Origin of the sequence: Vibrio sp. 1F279, from assembly GCF_041439815.1 — a bacterium.
GTDB classification, from domain to species: Bacteria; Pseudomonadota; Gammaproteobacteria; order Enterobacterales; family Vibrionaceae; genus Vibrio; species Vibrio tasmaniensis_A.
The window spans coordinates 64,308-85,321 of the sequence record NZ_JBGOOU010000022.1; the positions used below are offsets into that span (position 1 = coordinate 64,308).

General features: G+C 42.6%; 18 protein-coding genes and 1 other RNA gene. 5 read left to right on the forward strand and 14 right to left on the reverse strand.

What is annotated here, in order from left to right; all coding sequences use genetic code 11:
• Positions 1 to 5 precede the first annotated feature (5 nt).
• The 4 genes from ACED60_RS16065 to ACED60_RS16080 all read right to left on the reverse strand — a co-directional run bounded on the left by ACED60_RS16065 (position 6) and on the right by ACED60_RS16080 (position 8,028).
• Positions 6 to 1,493 carry a tetratricopeptide repeat protein gene (locus ACED60_RS16065; protein WP_131828384.1) on the reverse strand — a complete coding sequence of 496 codons (1,488 nt, stop codon included), beginning with the start codon at positions 1,491 to 1,493 and terminating at the stop codon, positions 6 to 8.
• An 86-nt stretch (positions 1,494 to 1,579) separates the two neighbouring features.
• Positions 1,580 to 5,200 carry a DEAD/DEAH box helicase family protein gene (locus ACED60_RS16070; protein WP_371727988.1) on the reverse strand — a complete coding sequence of 1,207 codons (3,621 nt, stop codon included), beginning with the start codon at positions 5,198 to 5,200 and terminating at the stop codon, positions 1,580 to 1,582.
• A gap of 48 nt (positions 5,201 to 5,248) precedes the next feature.
• On the reverse strand, positions 5,249 to 6,421 hold the full coding sequence (locus tag ACED60_RS16075) for a restriction endonuclease subunit S (protein WP_371727989.1): 1,173 nt from the start codon (positions 6,419 to 6,421) through the stop codon (positions 5,249 to 5,251).
• Positions 6,418 to 8,028, reverse strand: a complete 1,611-nt coding sequence (locus ACED60_RS16080; protein ID WP_371727990.1) for an N-6 DNA methylase — start codon at positions 8,026 to 8,028, stop codon at positions 6,418 to 6,420. Before ACED60_RS16080 ends, ACED60_RS16075 begins: the two co-directional genes overlap by 4 nt.
• 198 nt (positions 8,029 to 8,226) lie before the next feature.
• Here ACED60_RS16080 and ACED60_RS16085 point away from each other — a divergent pair, with 198 nt between their 5' ends.
• A complete protein-coding gene (locus tag ACED60_RS16085) occupies positions 8,227 to 9,096 on the forward strand; it encodes a GIY-YIG nuclease family protein (protein WP_371727991.1) in 870 nt (289 codons plus the stop codon).
• Here ACED60_RS16085 and ACED60_RS16090 read toward each other — a convergent pair.
• Positions 9,093 to 10,475 (reverse strand): DEAD/DEAH box helicase, encoded by a 1,383-nt coding sequence (locus ACED60_RS16090; RefSeq protein ID WP_371727992.1) that lies wholly within the window; start codon positions 10,473 to 10,475, stop codon positions 9,093 to 9,095. The genes ACED60_RS16085 and ACED60_RS16090 overlap by 4 nt on opposite strands.
• Positions 10,469 to 11,014, reverse strand: coding sequence for a hypothetical protein (locus ACED60_RS16095; protein ID WP_371727993.1), 546 nt, complete (start codon positions 11,012 to 11,014; stop codon positions 10,469 to 10,471). Before ACED60_RS16095 ends, ACED60_RS16090 begins: the two co-directional genes overlap by 7 nt.
• Before the next feature lie 101 nt (positions 11,015 to 11,115).
• Here ACED60_RS16095 and ACED60_RS16100 point away from each other — a divergent pair, with 101 nt between their 5' ends.
• Positions 11,116 to 11,418: a helix-turn-helix domain-containing protein gene (locus ACED60_RS16100; RefSeq protein WP_102491820.1), complete on the forward strand. Its 303-nt coding sequence runs from the start codon at positions 11,116 to 11,118 to the stop codon at positions 11,416 to 11,418.
• Between the two features lie 11 nt (positions 11,419 to 11,429).
• Here ACED60_RS16100 and ACED60_RS16105 read toward each other — a convergent pair whose 3' ends face one another.
• From ACED60_RS16105 to ACED60_RS16125, 5 genes are all read right to left on the reverse strand, one after another.
• Positions 11,430 to 12,497 carry a TniB family NTP-binding protein gene (locus tag ACED60_RS16105; protein ID WP_371727994.1) on the reverse strand — a complete coding sequence of 356 codons (1,068 nt, stop codon included), beginning with the start codon at positions 12,495 to 12,497 and terminating at the stop codon, positions 11,430 to 11,432.
• Positions 12,497 to 14,359: a Mu transposase C-terminal domain-containing protein gene (locus ACED60_RS16110; protein ID WP_371727995.1), complete on the reverse strand. Its 1,863-nt coding sequence runs from the start codon at positions 14,357 to 14,359 to the stop codon at positions 12,497 to 12,499. Before ACED60_RS16110 ends, ACED60_RS16105 begins: the two co-directional genes overlap by 1 nt.
• A 3-nt stretch (positions 14,360 to 14,362) precedes the next feature.
• Entirely contained in the window at positions 14,363 to 14,986 is a 624-nt protein-coding gene (locus ACED60_RS16115; RefSeq protein WP_008220689.1) for a TnsA endonuclease N-terminal domain-containing protein, read from the reverse strand.
• 120 nt (positions 14,987 to 15,106) lie between these two features.
• An RNA gene (gene ffs, locus ACED60_RS16120) (signal recognition particle sRNA small type) lies at positions 15,107 to 15,203 on the reverse strand.
• Between the two features lie 196 nt (positions 15,204 to 15,399).
• The gene (locus ACED60_RS16125) at positions 15,400 to 16,143 is read right to left on the reverse strand and encodes a hypothetical protein (RefSeq protein WP_009847251.1); all 744 of its coding nucleotides are present in this window, start codon (positions 16,141 to 16,143) and stop codon (positions 15,400 to 15,402) included.
• A 213-nt stretch (positions 16,144 to 16,356) separates the two neighbouring features.
• Here ACED60_RS16125 and ACED60_RS16130 point away from each other — a divergent pair, with 213 nt between their 5' ends.
• Positions 16,357 to 16,659 (forward strand): MGMT family protein, encoded by a 303-nt coding sequence (locus ACED60_RS16130; RefSeq protein WP_009847252.1) that lies wholly within the window; start codon positions 16,357 to 16,359, stop codon positions 16,657 to 16,659.
• Positions 16,660 to 16,735: 76 nt separating this feature from the next.
• On the opposite strand, the gene ACED60_RS16135 is transcribed toward ACED60_RS16130, so the two are convergent.
• Positions 16,736 to 17,176, reverse strand: coding sequence for a YbaY family lipoprotein (locus ACED60_RS16135; RefSeq protein ID WP_009847253.1), 441 nt, complete (start codon positions 17,174 to 17,176; stop codon positions 16,736 to 16,738).
• A 168-nt stretch (positions 17,177 to 17,344) separates the two neighbouring features.
• Here ACED60_RS16135 and tesB point away from each other — a divergent pair, with 168 nt between their 5' ends.
• Positions 17,345 to 18,205 (forward strand): acyl-CoA thioesterase II, encoded by an 861-nt coding sequence (gene tesB, locus ACED60_RS16140; RefSeq protein ID WP_012604483.1) that lies wholly within the window; start codon positions 17,345 to 17,347, stop codon positions 18,203 to 18,205.
• Between the two features lie 299 nt (positions 18,206 to 18,504).
• On the opposite strand, the gene ACED60_RS16145 is transcribed toward tesB, so the two are convergent.
• Positions 18,505 to 19,170, reverse strand: coding sequence for a hypothetical protein (locus tag ACED60_RS16145; RefSeq protein WP_135384714.1), 666 nt, complete (start codon positions 19,168 to 19,170; stop codon positions 18,505 to 18,507).
• A gap of 89 nt (positions 19,171 to 19,259) precedes the next feature.
• The gene (locus ACED60_RS16150) at positions 19,260 to 19,715 is read right to left on the reverse strand and encodes an Lrp/AsnC family transcriptional regulator (protein ID WP_009847256.1); all 456 of its coding nucleotides are present in this window, start codon (positions 19,713 to 19,715) and stop codon (positions 19,260 to 19,262) included.
• Between the two features lie 147 nt (positions 19,716 to 19,862).
• Between ACED60_RS16150 and ACED60_RS16155 the strand changes: the two genes are divergently transcribed.
• Positions 19,863 to 20,930 carry a PLP-dependent cysteine synthase family protein gene (locus ACED60_RS16155; protein WP_371727996.1) on the forward strand — a complete coding sequence of 356 codons (1,068 nt, stop codon included), beginning with the start codon at positions 19,863 to 19,865 and terminating at the stop codon, positions 20,928 to 20,930.
• The last annotated feature ends 84 nt before the right edge of the window (positions 20,931 to 21,014 follow it).

Here is a 21,014-nt window from a genome sequence, read left to right on the forward strand (position 1 = left end):
TCTATCTATGCCTTTTGGTTCCATAGCTCTAACAAATAGTCATCCGTATAATCATCACTCACAAACGAGTTTTTACTCACAAATTTATTCGCTAAATCAATACCCATATCTTTAAGTGATAACATTTCATCCGAGTGAGGTAGGTGGGACGATATTGTATTTAAACCGTCAAAAAACTCGGGGACAGCAAAACCGCCAAACATCGAATCAATATTTCGGCTATGGAGTCGATAACTAAATAAATAGTGATTAAAAGCAGGGAAACAGCGCCTCAAAATAGTATGCGCGTACCAATACTCAAATTCAGTTTCTAAGAAATCATATATTTCTTCAAACGTTGGAACGCCATTAAACAAACGAACTAAGCGTAAAGCTTGTTTCCAACTACAATGTTTATAGGTTGAACCTGCACTCTCTCCGCTAACCCACGCTTTTGAAAACGTAATCCAATATCGTGAACTATCCTTCCAAAATGTCTTAACTTCAAAGGCCAACTCTAATTCTTCTACTGTTGCCCCAGACTGAACTTCTCTTGATAGTGCAACTTTTGTATTATGCCAACCAGGTCCACTGAATACATCGACCAAAAATGGTAACTCTCTGGCATGCCAACCAAACTCAATAATACAGTCTACAGCAACAAAACGAGCTCGCTCCTCAAAAGTCAGGCTGTTCTCTAAAGCACTATTTCCTGCATTGTCATCATTAACTTGCTCATCATCAACCCACAAGTCATAAAGCTCTAACTCGTTATTATCAGTTACAAATAATTCATCTTCTGGAATTACTTCTTCTGCATAACTATAGATATCACTCGCTATATCATCATTCGTATCTTCTTCATTTAATTGTTCGAAAAATCCATCTAGCTCTTCCACTACATAATCATCTAAATCCTCTGCTGGGCTCAGCGATTTTCCACTTTGCAGTTCGAGACTCTTCGTGCAGGGTTTTGGTATGTCAATTTCAACTTGCTTTATAGATGATGAAGAGTTGACGGGAAGGTCGGCTTCATCCGCCAGATTTAAGGGCTTGAGAAGAACATTTTTTTTCTTAGAACGATGATATATTTTAACTTCCGCTTCATCAGATGAGTTATTCACCTTTCTGTTTAAGCTCAAAGTTTTTCTGGGTGATTTTATTGGTTGAGTACCAGAGCTTTCAAAATTGTACTCAACATCCACTAGCTCACTTGATTTATCCGCCAAAAAAGAAACATCACTTTCATTAGGCAATTCCATTTCAGAGTGCATAGCTGAAGGTGATAAGTCATAAAAAGCCGCTTCGGTAAATTCCTTTGCTTTGGCATAGTTTCCAAGTTTGTGGTGGAGATTGCTTAAGATACTAAGTAGCCTTTCTGAACGAGGTTTTTCGCTATGTGCTTGCTCTAATAACTTAACAGCCAACGTAATTTCATCTCTATCGACTAAACGCGCTGCCCGTATTAAGATATCAGTCTCACTCAAAAGGGCCATTGGTACAGTATCATTCACCTAAATTTCCACCATTTACAGTCAAGAACATTCTTAAAAACTTCAAAAAATCACAGGCCATTTATCTACAATCTCATACAGATTCTCTAAGCACTCTTACTTTCTTCAGCCACTGCATTCGCATTTACCTTACGAATCACTCCAAACAGCTCCACTACTGTTCCTTCATCGAAGAAGCCGTAGGCGCTTTCGCCGTGGTTATCAGTAAATGGTGGCTCGAAGAGTTGTGACATCTCGAGAATGCCGTTATTAACTAAGTAATCGATCACTTGATCGACGAATTGAATCTGTTCAGCGTTATATGACTCTGCATCAAGGAAACTGCTGAATGCTTCTTTGGCTGCATTCATGTCTAAACCGATGAGTTCACGGATAAACGTGCCTAGCGGCTTCTCTTGTAAGATCTTCTCACGGTAAGCTTCCACGTCACTCATACCGCTTGCATCCAGTAGTAAGCCTTCTAGGACGTCTAAATCGGCTTGAGTGATGGATTTATTGCGCTTGAGCTTTTGAATTGTTAGCTGATCTTGGTGATCTTGAATATAGAGCTCAATTTTCTTGCGATACTGGGCTAAATCAACGCTTGGATTCTTGTACACGTTTGTCACGTCATGGACACCTTGAACTTCGTCTTCAAAGTTGGTGTACACCATCTCTTTTTTATCTTTGTCCAACGCGAACATTAGATTTCGTAATTTACGACGTAGCTCTTCAAGCGTCACTAAATGGATATCCTGCCAAAACTCTTGGGTCTGAATATCTTGGATAAGTTGCAGCTGCGCTTGTACTGCTGGAATCGTCGATTTCGCTTCAAGCTGCTCAGCAAACTCAACCACTCGTCCGCGGCTTGTTTCCGACAACATACCTTTCTCTAACAGGTCCAATTGCATGGTTAACACCAAGCTATCGAAGCGGTGTGATAAGTGATTAAGTTGCTCATCCGAATTAAACGCTTCAGCTTCAGTTGGTAGCGCAGAAATTTGGCTCTCTAGCTCTGTAAACTTGGTATCGTCAATATTGTCCCAATGCTCTCTTTCTAAGAAGGGCTCTACCGCTTGGCGCTTTGGTCTTACGATAAAGTTATCGAGATTCATGCCACTCACAAGGTGGTGTAACATGTCTAGTTGATAGCGGTTTAGCTCTGTATAGAGCTCACAGTCTTCTGGGTTTTGTTCGCGAAACTCTTCATTATTCAGCTGGTTATTAAGCAATGTACTAAGTAGAACGCGCTTCTCGAATACCTGTTGAGTCACGGGTTTTGCTACACCCACAGCTATGCCTTCGGGATTAGCATCGAAATACTCAAAGTTCTGACAGTAATCGAAGACCTTAAACGTCTTTTTGTGGTCATTCGGACCAAAGAGGTCTTTACACAAACGTGTGCCACGGCCAATCATCTGCGTGAATTTCACTTTAGAACGGATGACTTTGAAAAACACAAGGTTGACCACTTCTGGTACATCAATACCGGTATCCAACATATCTACAGAAATTGCGATACGGCAGGTTGGGTTCTTCGGGTCGAACTCATCAATTTTGTTCTCATCGCCACCAAACTCATCGATTAGGCTTTGTGCGTAGGTTTCTTTGAAGGTAATGACGCGTGCGAGCTTACCTGCCCATTTCGGGTAGTTCTTGTTGAACATCTTCTCAAGGAAAACAGCATGATCATTATTGGCTGCAAAGACGATGGTTTTACCTATAACATCGCCACCTTCAACATGGATACCACCTCGATCATCTTTACTCATTAACTGAGCAAACATTTTTTCTGCGGTATCTTCGTTAAACAGAAACTTATTCACTTCTGACGGCAACACTTCGTCGCGATCTTCGAGTTCGGCTTTGTTTTCCCACTCTTCCTGCTCTTCGTCTGACAGATCTTTGTACTTCACGCCCTCACGTAAAAACTTAGTCGCAACAGAGATTTTGGTCGGTGGTACAAGGTAGCCTTGGTCATACGCTTTATCGTCTTCATAAGCGTAGGTTGGCATCCCTTTTTGTAGTTCGAAAATGCCATAAGTATCTTTTTCAACTTCATCTTTTGGTGTCGCGGTTAAGCCCACTAAGAAGCCGTCAAAATACTCAAAAATTTGACGATACTTGGAATAGACTGAGCGGTGCGCTTCATCGACAATAATCAGATCAAAATGACCGACACCAAACGGGCGTTCATCCGCAGCACGATCCAATAGATTCTTCATTGTTGGGTAAGTAGAAAAATACAAACGGCTGTCGATGTTATTCTTGCTCTGCCCTGAATCCAAAATAGAACAACTTACGCGAGGCAGTAGCTTAACGAAGTTCTTCTTGGCTTGGGTAAGCAATGCGTTACGGTCGGCAAGGAACAGAACGTTCTTAACCCAATCGTTTTTCACCAACAAATCAACAAGGCTGATCACGGTACGCGTTTTACCCGTACCCGTTGCCATTACAAATAACCCTTTGCGCTCATGATCTAGCTCAAAGTCTTGTAATAGTTTAGTAATGGCTGATTTTTGATAGTGACGGTTGGTGATCTCGTTATTTATAACAAGATTGCTGTTCGGCATGCCGCTTTCGAAAAAGAATTTTCGGTCGGTACGACGCTTCACCATAAGCTCAAGTTCGGCCTTGGTGTAAAAGCCCTGAACTTGACGCGGCGGGTAGAAATGATCATCCCACAGATGGGTATCATAGCCATTGGTGTAGAAGATAACTGGGCGCACACCACACTGTTTTTCTAAACAGTCGGCATAGAGCTTTGCTTGTTGTTGTCCGTCTTCTGCACGGCGATGAGTGCGTTTTGCTTCAACAACCGCTAAAGCTGTGCCGTCGTCTCCCCAGAGTACATAATCGACAAAACCATTTCCTTTAGGGTTAACCTTTGAGATAGGCATACCCGATACAGGGTATTCACGGTCACATTTATGTTCTAGCTTCCAGCCAGCTTCGTGTAGCAGTACATCGATAAGATAAGTTCGAGTTTCGTCCTCGTTATAGTCGTGCGCATCCGTGACTTTTTCAGCACTTTGTTTAGCTTGCTCTATCTGCTCAAGTAATGCTTGGTTTGCCGCTTTTAACGTTTCGTTCTCTTTAAGTTGCTGTAAGTAGGCTTCACGCTCGACTTTGTCGTCTTGCTCTAGCTGCTTCTCTAGCTCTTTAACCCGTTTAATGCTGCTCAGGGCTTTGGTCGCAACTGTGGCATCAATTGAGACTTGTTGTGGAATAAGCGCTTCATCAAACGGTTGAACGACAAATTGGTTACGATTCAACTCACTGTTTGCAAAGGCGGGCGTATAAGTACGAATAAACCAATACAGCACATGATGCAGCTCTTTTACAGCTTGTAGGGCATCACGCTGTGGCAGCGTCGTTTTGCTGTGTACCGCTTCGTTACCCACTTGGATCACCAGCTTGAGCTTAGGAAACAAGTGAGTTTCTAAATTTTGCTTAAAGTCCTTATCATGAATAAGCGACATTAAAGTCGCATCATGACGTGGACGAGTAAGCCAATTATCAATATCAAATACGGTTTCAACCATTAGCTCCAATGCATTGCGGGCATAGAAACCAGCAATACGAGGATCGGTTTTGATGTTGCTTTCCGCATTTTTGGCACGAGTTTGAATCTCGGCGCAACGCGTGGTGTACACATCATTGCCACCGTTAAGGGCAACATCCATAAAGCCGAAGTTGCTCGTTGAACCGTTAACCGCATCTGACATTGAATTTCCTTTTTACATCACAGCTCTTTAGGTAAAAGCTATTGTTCGTTATAGGTTTAGCTCGCCTTTGAAGGCTTTTTGCATGAGAGCATTGAACATATTGTTAGACTCACTCAACTTATGCGCTAACGTGATTTTGTTAGTTTCTACTTCACTTAAAAATTTCTCGTATTCTTTTTGTTCTTCAAGAGGAGGAGACAACAGCATTAAGGATTTCAACTTAGTGACATTAATTCCGGCCATAATTGCGCCTTGACTAATAAGCTTTAATTGCCCTTCTACGTCTTTGCTATACATAAACTGCTTTTGTAGAAAAGATGCAGACACTGTGCTGTTGCAAGGCCGTATTCTTAATAAATCAGAATGCATAATCCCACTTTGAAGATTGTCAGGATAAATGTAACAGTTACCTACATTTCCCTTTCTCGTCATCACAATGTCACCACCAGCAATAGAATACGCCTTAAGATCTAACGCCTTTTCATGAGAAACATACTCAACCGTAGGTTTTTCGAAGCCAGAGTTAACATGCTTTATCCCCCATAATGGCACCCCTTCAGTGGTAAATTCAGATTTACCTAATTGAGTGCCAAAAGGGCCACATTTGATGTCATCTTTATCTGCCACTAACTCCAATAAAGGGCGTTTATCCCACCCCTTCGGATTCGTCAAGGGATCACCAAACATATCAATAAACACTGACTGAGCGAGGCTGTTTAGCTCTTGCTCCATTTGTTGGCAGTCTTTACGCAGTTGATCGGCTTTTTCTAGCGCAGCTGCGATTTGCTTTTGTTTTTTTAGTGGAGGGAGTGGGATTTCAAGTGATTCGATTACTTTCTTATTTATTTGAGGAAAGGTCGAACCCGTTGAATTTCGATATAATTCATCTTCAATTGATGCGATAAAGTACCATAGGTATTTTGAGTCTAACTTTTCATCATGGGCTCTAAGCCCCGCAACACCGCGTCCGAGACAATATTCTTTATCCGCCCAGTTCAAATCACCAATCGTAGCTCGAACACAAATTATGATGTCGCCTTTTTTACATAGCTTTGTAGGTTCAAGTGTTGCTTTCTTTGGTCGAGGAAAAACATCGCCATAGTCTGCTGCGCCAGCTATGAGTGGCACACCGCTATCGAGCTCTACATATGTCGAACCTTTAGGTGCAGAACCCATATCGATTTGGCAGATAGTTGATAAATTAACTAGAGGCCAGCTCATTTCAGCAACCCTTCTAAATCAGCTAATCCCTTCGCCATACTATCTTGTAGCGTTTTAATGCGTTTCAAAATGTCTTGCGGCGCATCGTATTGCACTTCTTCGTACACCACTTCTTTGTAACGATTGAGGCTTAGGTCAAAGTCGTTACTGGTAATGGCATCAACAGGTACCATAAAGCTCTGCTCTGTCTTTTCACGCTTGTATTCAGGGCTTTCGCTGTTTGGTGTGTTGTCTCCGTTAGTTAGCGTGTTAAAGCGTGCAATGATATCGGCAATGTTGCTCTGTTCGTGAGTTGGTAGTTCACCATCTTTAAAAAGCTGACTACGTTTATCATCTAACGAGAAACCATCGGCCTGCATGTCGTAGAACCAAACATTATCGGTGCCGCCACTGTTGGTTTTAGTGAAGATAAGAATGGCAGTACTTACCCCAGCGTAGGGCTTGAATACACCAGAAGGCAGTGAAATGACCGCTTCTAACTTCTGCTTAGATACAATTTGCTCACGAATCGCTTTATGCGCTTTAGTCGAACCAAATAGCACGCCATCAGGGATGATAACCGCTGCACGACCACCCACTTTGAGCATGCGAAGAATTAGGGCTAAGAACAGCAGTTCTGATTTCTCAGTTGGCTTTTTCTTTTTCACCTCGACTTTAATGTCGTTACCGTTTTCGTCTTTTTCAATTTTGTATGTAGGCTTAGGTTGTTTGACTACAGGGTTTTTACCTAACGCTCGCAGCAAATCTGGCGCGACAATGTCAAAATCAACAGAGCCTTTAAAAGGCGGGTTTGCCAGAATGAGTTTATAGGCTTCAGAGATGTTCTCGTCACCTTGATCTTGTAAACTGTCGCGGTAATGGACACTTGGGTTTTCAATGCCGTGCAATAGCATGTTCATTGCACCAATGCGTAGCATGTGTTTATCAAAATCAAAGCCAGTAAACATTTCATTGTTGAAGTGCTTGCGGTTATCAGGCTTGTTCACTTCTTTAGCGTGATGCTCTTCAACGTATTCAACTGCCGCCATTAAGAAACCACATGTCCCTGATGATGGGTCACAAATGGTGTCATCCACTTTTGGCTGCATCAGCTCGACCATCATTTGGATAATGTTACGCGGGGTGCGGAACTGACCATTCACACCCGACTGTTGCAGCTTACTTAGCAGGTACTCGTACAGATCGCCTTTGGTGTCTTTGTCGTCCATGTTAATGGCGCTGAGCAATTGCACGACCTGATCCAACAACTTTGAAGATGGGATCATAAAAATCGCATCTTTCATGTGCTCAGCAAAGCTACCTTCATTTTGTAGGGTTTTAATCTTTGGGAACACACGGTCGCGGACGATTTCCATCATCACATCTGGATCTTTGTCTTTAAAGTTGCTCCAGCGTAGAGCTTGCTCATCAGGCGTAAAGGTTGGGTTATTCAGTGGTAGACCTGTCGCTTGGCTGCGACGCTCAGCCGTCTTTTGCAGTTCATCTAAGCGACGAATGAACAGTAGGTAGGAGATCTGCTCGATAACTGAGATTGGGTTAGCGACGCCGCCTGTCCAAAACATTTCCCAAACTTGGTCGATCTGATTACGAATTTTGCCTGTTAGCATGGTGATTCTCTTTGGTAAATTGTTACCTTCTTAACAAGAAGAAAACAATTTAGTGATGTGTAGGTCTATCGCGCGATTTTATCATACATAGGCAGCTATACGTTAATGTGCATCACATTGAATTGATCATAAATAAAAGTGCTATTTTTTATTCAGTTAGATAGTATCTAGCGCATCGATTGTTGTTAAAAGTGAGTGATGATGACTAGAGGAACGCAACTCAAAATATACTTGGCGAACGGCTCTGTGACAGGTATTCGACATGCTGAAATTGTGAACTGGACAGGTCAGGCTATTGCGGTTCCTAGAGTACACATCAAAGAACTCTCTGAATGGGAAGAAACTCAGCGGCCCGGAGTTTACTTTTTATTTGGTTATAACGCAGAGAGTGGCAATAGCCTTGTTTACGTTGGAGAAGCAGAACATATTCAAAAACGCTTGTCACAACATTTAGCAGGCAAAGAGTTCTGGAATGAAGCTATTTGCTTTACCAACAAAGATGAAAACTTAACAAAAGCACACGTTAAGTATCTTGAAGCTCGTTTGATCGAAATTATCTTAGAGTCAAAACGATATGACCTCGATAATGAAAAGCAACCACCGACATCTTCATTGCCCAGAGGTGAAAGAGATGCCATGGAGACCTTTATTGACAATATTCGCACTGTTATCGGTTCTTTAGGGCACAAGCTGTTGGAATCGAAGGTGTCTCAAACGAATGCTCCCTTACCAAGCGAACCAGAAAGTATGGTACTGCAGCTCAAGGTAAAAAAAGTCAATGCTAAGGCAATGCTTACGGATGAAGGCATTGTTGTTTTGAAAGGGTCTCAGGCACTAACAATAGCTCAGCCTAGTTTATCTAAAGGCTATACGAAGCTGCGTAGTAACCTAGAAGATAAAGGGATTCTAGCGTCATCAGGAGACCGCCTAGTAGCAGCCGAAGACATTCTATTTACTAGCGCCTCTCAAGCCGCCGCAGTGCTGCTTGGTTACCCTTGCAGCGGGCCCGATTACTGGAGAAGTACTTCAGGTAAAACACTGAAAGAGATTGAAGCGGAATCTGTTTAGATAAATGCGGCGATAACTCGCTGTTTAAATTGGCCTAACCTCAGTTCATCAAATGTTAAAGTGAACCCTGCATTATTTGAATTAATCATATCTGAAGTTTCTCCCCAACTGAGTAAGCTTGGTTGGGGTCGATTAGATTGAACGCTTTCCGATACAGTACTTGATGGTAGGCGTTTTTCATCAATAGCACTCGGCACGTTATTCTCTTGTTTAATGTACATGCAGCTATCAGGAATGTCCTGCTCAATTCTTTCAGCAAACCCAATCAAACTTTCTTCGGCAAAAGTATACAACCACGCTTCTTGATTGGGTGAGTCACTGATTCTTAAAATTCGCCCGAGCACTTGCCTAAAGTAAAGCTCCGTTTTTACCGAACTCATATGACAGCAAACCTGTAGCCTTGGAATATCCGTTCCTTCACTTATCATCCCAACACTGACTATCCACTGAACCGTTGAGTGACGAAATGACTCTATTTCGTGTAACGGATTGTCATGGTGATAAGTCACTATGCATGCTGATTGATTAAAGTGCTCAACAAGTCGTTTTTGAATGTCCTTAGCGTGTTTAATAGAAGCGGCAACTACTAAGCCTCCGGCACTTGGGGACTTTTGCCTTAACTGCGCTAGCTTTTGGCACCCACTATTTAATATGTAATTCATAGCGTCTTCGTTGTGAATGACGCTTTGATAAGAGACATCGGATTGTTTAAGGCAATCAATAATAGAAGCGAAGTGTTGATTTTCACTGCCAGCCTTAACACTCAGGTGTTCATTATCGATTAAAACGATTTTAGGACGGCGGCATACCTTATCTTCAACGGCCTGTTGCAAGCCGTATTGGTAATCGCAAACAACCTTGCCCTCAGGATCGGAATACTCAGCCATAACAATCGGTAGTCGGTCAGAGCGCCAAGGAGTGCCCGACAGCGCCAAAGTATAATGAGCAAAACCTTGGATCTTCGAGACAATTTCTAGCCCCCATGAGTTTGACCGCCCCTCATCATCAAACGAACAATGGTGGATCTCATCAAATACGACTAAAACTCGATATTTGCTGACGGTGTTCCAGAAGTTTTCATCTAAAAAACGGATTGATTGATAGGTGTAAGAGCCCCCAAGAGAACCCAAGCCTCCATTAAAGGAACATTCCAATTTCCATGAAAAGGTCTTTTTCATCCCTTCAGAAACAGTCAGAGAGGGAGAGAAACACAGCACTAGGTCAATCATGCCTTGTTCAAATAACCGACTCGCCACCTCGGCGGCCATAACGGTTTTACCCGCTCCAGGGGTCGCTTGGCAGAAGAAATGTGAATGCTTATTTGAAGTGAATTTCTCGATAGCTTGAGCTGCACACTCGGCTTGCCATGCTCTTAACATTGAGGAGCCTTGCTTTGCGCGACTTGCATCCAGTTGGTTAGTGCATTAATTCTGCCTAATAGCTTGGCTGAACGTTCTCTTGCTGCATTAAATAGCGGCTGCATATCTTGCTTATTGTTTGGGAAACGCGTCAATAATGATTGGTACTCCTCAATCTCGCCCAAAGTAATCGCCAACTCGCCTTCATGCTGTTTCTTCTCTTGCTCTAGTGCATTTAGAGAGCACTCTGGAATTTGAACATCCGTTGAATCGACCTTAGCTTTCCTATTTCGAGCCGATCTCGGCTCAATTGTGAGCGCTTTGAATTCGTTAGTTTGATGGTAGCGCTTGTCTCTTCGAGACCCAATGACAGAAAGCCAGCCTTTCTCCTCAAAAGATAGAAGTTGCTTATAAACATACTTTCGAGCGTCGTCCTTGCTCGGGAAGGTTGAAGCACTGTTTAGCAAAGCATCCCTAGCGTCTGTGACGGAGAAATTATCCATCCCTTTTTCAATCAATAGGTTAAACATGTGAGGGTTAATTCTGGTTACTTTCTTCATGTGACTCTTACGGGCAATAAAAACTTAGGATTGCTAAGTATACAAAAATCAGTAAAACTTAGACAATCTAAGTTATCTAAAGGTTGAAAAGAAATGTGTAAGTGCAAAAAGACAACCCTATCCCAGCGAGGCTCAAAGCTGCGCGTAAAAAAGCCAAGATCACCCAAAAAGATTTAGGGGTGAAAATTGGTATGGAGCAAAGTTCTGCTAGCGGTCGTATGAATCATTACGAGAAAGGCAGACATGTACCTGATATTGGTACGCTTGAACGTATGGCTGAAGAGTTAGATGTGCCGCTAAACTACTTTTTCTGTAGGAGCGAATTGAGCGCTGAGTTAGCGTGCGCCATTGATAAGATGAGTGATGAAGAGAAGGCGGCGTTGCTGGAGAATCTGAGCAAATAACAATGTGCGTATTACTGAGCTTTTAAAGGTGTTTTACTCAACAACATATCAACCGGTAATAAATCAGTAAATGATCGACCTATTAATCGGTCTTCTTTAAATTGAGCTCCTTTGTTGTACGAAGTTTCTGTTTTCAGTTCTACTAGCTTGAGTTCTGTTAACTTACATTCGAAAGGATTCTGTTTCGCATAAGGGTATTTAGTATCAAAACAAGCCGATAATAATGGCTTATCAATCGTATCCTTTGAAGATTGCAATGCATTAAGTAACGCATCTGCAAGAAAGTGCTTCAGCACACGGCACTCTCCACGACAGACTGAAAATAAAGGCAATAGAATTTCATCCCCAGTTAAGTTAGGGCGTTTTTCAAACCCCATCCTGCCTGCAAGTCCGGCAACAAAGCTTGCAAAATGCCGTTTCCCTTCGGCATCAGGTATATAACCTTTTTTATCGGCTTCGCTCAGCTTAGAAAGGTGAAAATAACTTAAGTGTCGCTTCCAGCCCAAACGAGAGTTCCATTGGTCTTCTTCAGCGAGCATAGTCGCATAGGGCATACCCACCAATACAAATGAAACTTGCGCTTCCTCACTTATCATCTTAAAAGTATTCGCTATTGTTTGTCGTTCATTAGCATCTTTGAATTCCATCAGCTCCTGAACCTCATTAACGATCACAAGCTTCACTTTTTTTTCAATTAAACTTTTGACGACTCCTTGTTCTAACGCTCCTTCTTTGTAAGGTCTCCTGCGGCGGCTAGAGGCTCGACTATCTAAGTCAATTAATAATCTTTCTAACGTATTTTGCTCACGAACTTTACTTGGGATGCGAGTTTTTAATACTGGCATTTCAGCCCATCGGCTCCCCTTAGTTGCAAACCTTGCAACATAATTATCAATCATCGCCGTCTTGCCAACACCTGTATCTCCCGTTAGCAATAATGACTCTTGTTCCCCTCCAAGAGAGCTATTCAATACCATTCGATCAAAGACGTTATAAATTTCCGTCAACTGAGGGTATTCTAAGAAACACTCTCTAAAAGATGTATATTGCTCTATTTGAAGATCACTAAGTATGTTCACTAATACCCCTCTATATCGCTGAGGTCATCACTAGCTGTACCAATATCTATTACTTCTTTTGGTACTTCACTGATAGGTTTAGGTGACGTAGTGACAATGGTACTAGGTCCTTCACTACCAACACCTCTTTGCTTTGCTATTTTTGAAGCATGAGTTGTTTTAGGAAGTGCCGATTTTTTGGACTTAGAACGACTCATACGTTCTATTGCTTCATCCATAGCCCTGTCCAAATACAATGACGCATCGGCTAATGATTCGTCTTGCTCTCCCAAACGGACTTTCAACCTTCTTAAACTGTTAATTCGTTGATGTTCATATAAAGATCGGCCTTTTGTATAACCCGTATGATCGACTGCTGGGACTTTGATGTATTTTTTCTCTTCCTCAAGGTAAACGTAAATCGAGCTGATATCGTTTGGGTCTGTCTTAGTTTTCACATAAGCGCTTTTTCTTGCACGACTAGAATACTGCTTACCGTACTCTTCCAATTCATCAGACTGGTATCTAAGAGAATGCAATTCAATTGCGCCTCTTCTTATAGTCCGATGGTTTACAACTCCAAGCTCAATCTTTAATTGCTCTGCTTCAGGGCCTTCACAAAAGATTATCGTTCCTTGCGACTCTGTCCATTTCTGGTAAGGAACTCTCTTGTACCTCGTGTCCGCTTTTTTATGATAAACGTCAATAAGCCACTTATGTAACAGCTCGAGAAAATCAGACACATTAATGACAGCGTCTCGCTTCGGGTTGTAGTCTTTTAACTGAGTAGGGTTGGTGAAGGTTTTTCCTGGGAAACGACTAAATAGTTTCTTGTAGAAGGTATCAAAAGACTTTTCAACACCCGCTTTTCGCCACGGTTTACCACGTTGATTATATTGAATATCTGTTACTAATGGCTTTAATGCTGACTCTAGGCTATCACTCCAAAACTCCGCACCGTTATCCACTATCAAATTTGTGATTTTTCCGTAACAAGGCCATTCAGATTTAATGCTTGGGTACTTTTCTTTAATCCAATCCTTCTTAAGAACTGAATTAAGAAAAGCTGCTCGTACTGTCTCGTAGCTAGGATCTCTATAATTAACAGAAAGACCAACGATGCAAGTGGAGTATCTATCATAAAGTATTGTTAAGTGTGGTCTGCCAAGAGGAAGCTCCAAATCATCATCAAGTAAAATCACAGGAGCTGTAGTGTGGTCTATTTCTACATATTCCATTGGCCGCGTTGCCGGAATGATTGACCCAACAGTCTTAAACTTATTATCAGCATATCGTTTTCCATAACGAGCTAAAGCAACTTCATAGGGAGGCAGTGCATTTACACGATTGTAAAATGTCCGTTGGGAAATTGGCGCTATTTTAACTTGGTCTAATTGTCGGTTTTCTTCAATAACTCGATATTTGTAGTACTCATAGGCGGTGTTGACCGATACTCGCTCTTTGGTCAGAAACTTGGTTTGAATCGCTTCTGTAACTAGATCAGATGAATCGTTCTTTAGTTTTCTGTTTCCTTTTTTGCTATGCCCAGGAATAAGAGACGCTACATCTTTACCTGACTCGTAATAGAGCTTTTTCCAATCAGCTATCGTTCTGGATGACGGGACCGAAGTTTTCTTCAATAGGGCATACTCTTCCAAGAGCTTGTCTAGGTTTTTGGGCGTCCAACCTCCTTTTACGCGCCTTTCCAAATAACGAATTAGATCCAAACGAAACAATGCCGTCTCTTTGTTTGGCAAGTCACCAAATGCCAATTCAAGATTTTCGTCTTCTGCTAAAAATTCTGTCGAAAGCGTTTTATCATCAGCTACATAATTGTCGAAGCTATTAAATTCATCACTAAAACCAAAGAGATCATCACTCATTGGCTAGCACCAAACAGAATTTTCTAAATCAAATTTTTTCTGATTAAAATCTGTTTGTATTTCACCTGAAGATAGCCAGCACAAAGCGGCTGTTAATGTTTCATCTGGAGAGATTTTAAGTTGGTGTGAAAGATGATGAAGGGTCACGCTTCTATTAGCTTGAACAAACTGAAGCACATGTTTTTGAATATCAGTGATTGTACGAATCCCTGAATAGCCGTGGAGTAATTTAAGGTTACTAAGTAGAAAACCAGTTCGAATCTGCTTCTCGGTCACTAAGATGAGTTTTTTTCCATACTCAGCTTGAGCGACAAGCTGCTTTTCTTTAAACCTTGCTCGAAAATCTGGTTTAAGGATCTGACTTGAATGCTTTACTTCAATCAGAGAAGGCGTATCTATGCTATCGAAAAGCTGAAAGTCTGGTGTGTAGCGGCAGTAGCGCCCATTGAAGTAGTACTCAAACCCATGTGGCTGAGATTCATATCTAACTATTTGAGGATTGTATTCAGCATGAAAACAAAAATCATACTCAAGCATGGACATTGTTCTAACAACTGAGTCATTTTTCAAACTCATGAATTTACAAATGTTGTGAACAGCTGATGATTTTTTAGTTTGGTCGTACATAGCAAAAGCACTTTTGTTGTAAACCTACAACAAAAAATAGACCATGAAGACTTAGGGTGCAAATAAGAAAAGAAGCCTGCAATTTATGCGAACATATATTGCAGGCTTCATAATGGGTGGAAGCCCCAGCCACATCCCGGCACACACGTCGCCTGCTGCGGCTGCTCCCTTCCAGGCCTGACCGAGTTCACAAGTTAGTGTTGCGGGAGGACCAGAGCCTCCATAGATTCTTTTTCTAAGAGGCTTGCCTCAAAGAGTGATTGGATTATTAAGCATCGCAGCAACCATTGCAAGCCCTTCCACCCTATTTTTGAACAATTGCGTTCTAAGTGCTTATCCTTTATTCAACCCATTCGCAAATCGCAGGTAAATTCGCCATTTACCTGCAGTTGCAAGGTTTGGTTACAGAAGAGCTAAATATCGATGTCTTCATTATCTTCGGTGCGAAGGATGTAGTCTGTCATCCAAGCGGTGCCCAACAAACATAACCACACCACAAAAACGGGACTAGGCACTTCGATACTTGGGGTGATCACCAAAGCCGCAAAACCGACTGTTGGCAATGTCCAACACAACAGCTTATTCCAACGGAAAGTTTTCAAGCGCGTCAGTGTTTCCATCGATGCCATGATACCCGTGACACACAAAGCAACCAAAGCGGCATAAGGTAAATCGGCCATCCATAATGGAAGTATTAAGCCTAATGACCACCAGCTGTGTCGACTGGCTGGTTTAAGATGATTTGCCGCCCACCAAATCACGATGATCGACAAGGTTTGCAGCGTGGTAACCCACGGAACGCCATCAAGCTTTCCTGCGGATTGCGTCACCATGATCCCGACTTGTAGCGTTGCGACGATCAAGCCAGAAATAATCACGACCGACAAACTGCTGCGTTTTGAAAAGACCACCATCAATAGTGGGAATAACACCCATACACTGACAGAGAGCGTGATGGGTTGCAAAGGAAGGGTTAGACCGTAAGTGGTCATGGCAGCAAGCAAAGCTAAACCTGCGATACCGCCCTGCGGTAGAATCCATAATGCAGGAATGACCATTGCAAGTACTGGGATATCTCCCTCACTTAAACTGATTGCTCTCGCGCAAACAACCGCTAATAATGTGGTGATCAAGAACTGAAACGTTGAAAATACCATAGCCCTCTCCTTCTACCGATCCGTGGTACCATACCAATCGTAGTAATTAACTGGTCACCCTAGCTTGTTAAAAGCCTCGATAACCTCGTTAGATTTTTTGATTGTAGAATAACTATTTATCGAAAAATCTGTCTTGTTCTCAAGCTTTTTTCCTGCGCTATTTTTGAACACTTACTTACTGTGATTGGTATTTATGAACTAGGAACATTTAGTATGGACCAATTTTTGCCCCAAATCTTTGCTGTGATTCACCAAATTCCATATGGGAAAGTAACAACTTATGGAGACATCGCACGTTTTTCAGGATTTCCGGGTTATGCGCGCCATGTGGGTAAAGCGCTGGGTAACCTACCAGAAGGAAGCAAACTGCCTTGGTATCGGGTGATCAATAGTAAAGGTGAGATCTCTTTGAAAGGGGATTCCTTTGATCGTCAGAAAAAGCATTTGCAAGAAGAAGGGATTGAAGTGAGTGACGCGGGAAAAGTTAAACTCAGAATATACAAATGGCAGCCCTAGAGCTGCCACTAATCGTCTATTCAACTGACTAAATTAAGCTTAATCAAGATGCCTTAACAGTGGCATCGATTTCGAATTAACGGACACCAACCAAACGTAGGTCTGCTTGTTGCGTGTTTTCTACGTCAGTAATCACTGACTTAATGGTGTCAGTAGTGAAACGTAATTTGCCGTCAACGTGAATCGTTGCGCGCATGTTGTAACGGTGGTTAGCTTTAATCTTGTTGTTGTCGTAGCTCAGCTCGAATGCGAACGGTACTTGCTTACCGTCAGTGGTGAACTCTTGAGTCGCGATAACGGTCGATGGTGCGTCAGCCAGTGAGATGTCTTCTAGCGTAACAGTCACTACTGCATTCTCTGGCAATGCAATTCTTTCACGATAGCTTACTGTTCCTGAAATCACTTGAGTGTTCTCTGCAACCACTTCCTGAGAAGCACTGGTTTCTGATGTTGCTTGGCAACCCACAAGTAGGCCAAACGATACTAAAGACGTAATAAGAATTAGAGCCTTTTTCATATTCAATTTCTCTCAACATGTTTGCCGGACTCGGCAAATCTACTCACCAATTATAAGAGAGCTTTCATATTCTGTCTCGAAACCCTATGATTTATTGACAGATATCTGACTAAGCTGAATGATTAACACCATAATCTGACACCTATTTTACCAAGAGGCATGCTGGCGATGAGTCAACCTTTAAATGAATTACTCAATTTACTTCAGCTAGAGAAACTAGAGGAAGGCCTGTTCCGCGGGCAAAGTGAGAACCTAGGTCTGCCACAGGTATACGGCGGTCAAGTATTAGGGCAAGCGCTTTCTGCTGCTCGTTATACGGTTCAAGACGACCGCAGCGTTCACTCGTTCCACAGTTACTTTCTATTTCCCGGCGACCCTGAAAAGCCCATTATTTACGATGTTGAGAACCTAAGAGATGGACGCAGCTTTAGTACACGCCGCGTGAAAGCGATTCAAAATGGCCGCCCTATTTTCTATCTCACGGCTTCTTATCATGGTGATGCACCCGGTTTTGAACACCAGAACGAAATGCCTAACATCCCCGGACCAGAGAATTTTGCATCAGAAACTGAGTTAGCGAGTCACATTGCTGAATTTTTGCCTGAGAAACTGCGTAAGACTTTCTGTGGCGAAAAGCCGATTGAGATGCGCCCGGTAACAATAGTGAACCCGCTTAACCCTAAGAAAGCCGACCCAAAACAATACCTTTGGGTGAGAGCAAATGGCGCGATGCCAGACAACCAATTGATTCACCAATACCTGCTTGCTTACGCATCGGATTGGGGGTTCTTGGTGACGGCGCTTCACCCTCACGAAGTTTCTATCATGACGCCGAACTTCCAAGTAGCGACGATTGACCACTCTATCTGGTTCCATCGCCCATTCAAGATGGATGAATGGCTGCTTTATGCAATTGAAAGCCCAACGGCAGCGAACACTCGTGGCCTAGTGCGCGGCGAGATCTTTAATCAGAAAGGTGAGCTAGTAGCGACAGCCGTTCAAGAAGGTGTGATGCGTTTTACTAAATAGCGAGCAAGTAATACCAATCGTAGTAAATAACTGATCATCCTAGCTTGTTAAAAACCTCGATAACTTCGTTAGAATTTTTGATTGTAGAATAACTACTTATCAGAAAATTCTGCCTTGTTCTCAAGCTTTTTTCCTGCGCTATTCCTGAACACTTACTTATTGTGATTGGTATAAATAGCGAATAAACGCTTTTTACAAGCCCCAAATATTTACGAGAAAAAAAGAGAGGCTAGGTTTAATACCTAGCCTCTCTTTTTAATGATGCTAACGACAAGCTGTCACGTAACAGTCCGTAATCTCTATTCAGCCTCTAGCAAGGGTTCGAATTCACCTTGTACTCGAGTTTTAATTCCATCACCAGCGTCTCGCAGTAGATTAAATGGCGATAACACCACGCCTTTCACTGCGCCCTCTGCGGCGCCCTGAGCTAACTCTTTACTTTTATCTGCCAGCAAATTCGCTTGTACCAAAATACCCGGTACTTCCGCTCGTAGCATTTCAGATTCGGCAACAACAGTGGGGATAGTTTGTTCGCGGTAAGATTTACTTTCAGCGAGCATCGGTGGCATCACATCGACACGGTATCGTTTTAATTCAGTCAATGTTGGCGGGATGACATCGGTTCTTACCTGCCCGACTTCCGTTCGGACATTTTTAACTTCATCTAATATCGCAGGGATTTTATTATCGACCGATGAAACGGTTTGATTCACTTTTTCGACGGTCTTTCTAACGTCTTCAACGGTATCTAACACCTGAGGAGCAAGCTCATTAACATGTTCAGCAAACGCTAATAGCTCTTCTACTTTTAGCCCTTTGGTAAGACCGGATAAATCTTCGATCACCTGCGGATAAGTATCAACGATTTCACCGACTTTATTGGTAAACGAATAGATGGTGTAACCCAAATAGAAAATGGCAACGGCCAGCACCAATTGGATAGCAGTAGATACTTTTGCAAACATGAATATTCCTTTTCTTTATCGCAGAGACGAGATCTAAACTGAGAAGATAGTTAAACTGAAACGATAGTTAACGTTTAGCTAGGTGCAGCTTATAGAGGCAATGCCGTTGTGTACTTCAATGGCTCCATCGCAAACGTCGAGGTCACATTAGAGATACCATCAATGCTATTCACCAAGCGCTTGTAGAAATCATCAAAGCACTTCATGTCTTTCACCTGAACCTTCATCATATAATCATATTCGCCAGCCATGCGATAAAACTCCATCACTTCTGGAAATTCCGATACGGTGTTTACAAAACGACCATACCACTCATGAGAATGATCACTGGTTTTCACCAATACGAACGCTGTAAAAGCAAGTTCGAGCTTTTCAGGATTCAATAACGCCACTTTTTTTTCAATAATGCCGTTTTCTTCGAGGCGTTTAAGCCTTTTCCAACAAGGTGTTGTGGTGAGGTTGACCGCTTCTGAAATGTCGTTCAATGACAATGTGCTGTCTTCTTGTAACAGCCTTAATATTTTTTTATCTACGGCATCTATCACACTTTCACCAAATCGAATTTAAAGAGAATAGTTTTCTACAATTTAAGCAAAACAAAGCAAATATGGCAAAGTTTTTCTCTCAAATTCTAGCTAAATTGGAAGCATACCAATTACAAAGAATTCCTACACTCGATCAGGAGAACGCTTATGTGCACTGACCATCAATGGATTAACAACGCGATTCGTAAAATTGAAGCGGACTACCAACGCTCAGCGGATACGCACCTTATCAAGCTCGATCTACCAAGTATCGAAGGCATTGATGTTTACCTTAAAGATGAAAGCACACACCCTACAGGCTCTTTAAAGCACCGCTTAGCGCGTTCTCTGTTCTTATACGCTATCTGTAACGGTTGGGTTGGCCCAGAAACAACGATCATTGAATCTTCATCAGGCAGTACTGCAGTATCTGAAGCGTACTTCGCTCGCCTACTTGGCCTGCCGTTTATTGCGGTAATGCCGAAATGCACAGCGAAGAAGAAGATTGAGCAGATTGAATTCTACGGCGGCCAAGCGCATCTTGTTGACCGCTCAGATGAAATTTACGATGAGTCTCGTCGTTTAGCAGAAGAACTGAATGGTCACTACATGGACCAATTTACCTACGCTGAGCGCGCAACCGACTGGCGTGGTAACAACAACATCGCGAACTCCATTTTCAATCAAATGCAGATGGAAGATCACCCAGTTCCAGCGTGGGTAGTAATGAGCCCAGGTACTGGCGGTACTTCTGCAACTATCGGCCGCTTCATTCGCTACCAACAGCATGAAACTCAGCTTTGTGTTGTCGACCCTGAGAACTCGGTATTCCACGAATACTTCCAAACAGGCAATGTGAACGTGAAAGGCAATACATTCAGCAAAATTGAAGGCATTGGTCGCCCACGAGCAGAGCCAAGCTTCATTCCTGGTGTGGTTGACGAAATGCGTAAAATCCCAGACGCAGCAAGCATAGCAACCACACACTGGTTGTCTGACATTCTTGGTCGCAAGGTCGGCGCATCAACCGGTACCAACATGTACGGTGTGCTTCAGCTAGCCAGTGAAATGAAGGCGCGTGGTGAAACAGGCTCTATCGTGACTTTGCTTTGTGATAGCGGCGAGCGTTACCTAGACACTTACTTCAACGACGAGTGGGTGAACAACAACATTGGTGACCTACAACCGTACGCGGCGAAGTTAGAAGCTTTCTCGCAAACAGGTGAGTTGGCTTAACCACAGAGTAAGCACCGGCGCCAAAATTAAAAAGAGCCCTTGATGGGCTCTTTTTTGTTTGTTCTGTTAATCAATCACTAACGA

Bases quoted from the DNA above. Each gene is read 5' to 3' on its own strand.
- ACED60_RS16070 (WP_371727988.1), bottom strand. From the start codon at position 5,200: ATGTCAGATGCGGTTAACGGTTCAACGAGCAACTTCGGCTTTATGGAT.
- ACED60_RS16075 (WP_371727989.1), bottom strand. From the start codon at position 6,421: ATGAGCTGGCCTCTAGTTAATTTATCAACTATCTGCCAAATCGATATG.
- ACED60_RS16080 (WP_371727990.1), bottom strand. From the start codon at position 8,028: ATGCTAACAGGCAAAATTCGTAATCAGATCGACCAAGTTTGGGAAATG.
- ACED60_RS16085 (WP_371727991.1), top strand. From the start codon at position 8,227: ATGATGACTAGAGGAACGCAACTCAAAATATACTTGGCGAACGGCTCT.
- ACED60_RS16090 (WP_371727992.1), bottom strand. From the start codon at position 10,475: ATGTTAAGAGCATGGCAAGCCGAGTGTGCAGCTCAAGCTATCGAGAAA.
- ACED60_RS16095 (WP_371727993.1), bottom strand. From the start codon at position 11,014: ATGAAGAAAGTAACCAGAATTAACCCTCACATGTTTAACCTATTGATT.
- ACED60_RS16110 (WP_371727995.1), bottom strand. From the start codon at position 14,359: ATGAGTGATGATCTCTTTGGTTTTAGTGATGAATTTAATAGCTTCGAC.
- ACED60_RS16115 (WP_008220689.1), bottom strand. From the start codon at position 14,986: ATGTACGACCAAACTAAAAAATCATCAGCTGTTCACAACATTTGTAAA.
- ACED60_RS16125 (WP_009847251.1), bottom strand. From the start codon at position 16,143: ATGGTATTTTCAACGTTTCAGTTCTTGATCACCACATTATTAGCGGTT.
- ACED60_RS16130 (WP_009847252.1), top strand. From the start codon at position 16,357: ATGGACCAATTTTTGCCCCAAATCTTTGCTGTGATTCACCAAATTCCA.
- ACED60_RS16135 (WP_009847253.1), bottom strand. From the start codon at position 17,176: ATGAAAAAGGCTCTAATTCTTATTACGTCTTTAGTATCGTTTGGCCTA.
- tesB (WP_012604483.1), top strand. From the start codon at position 17,345: ATGAGTCAACCTTTAAATGAATTACTCAATTTACTTCAGCTAGAGAAA.
- ACED60_RS16145 (WP_135384714.1), bottom strand. From the start codon at position 19,170: ATGTTTGCAAAAGTATCTACTGCTATCCAATTGGTGCTGGCCGTTGCC.
- ACED60_RS16155 (WP_371727996.1), top strand. From the start codon at position 19,863: ATGTGCACTGACCATCAATGGATTAACAACGCGATTCGTAAAATTGAA.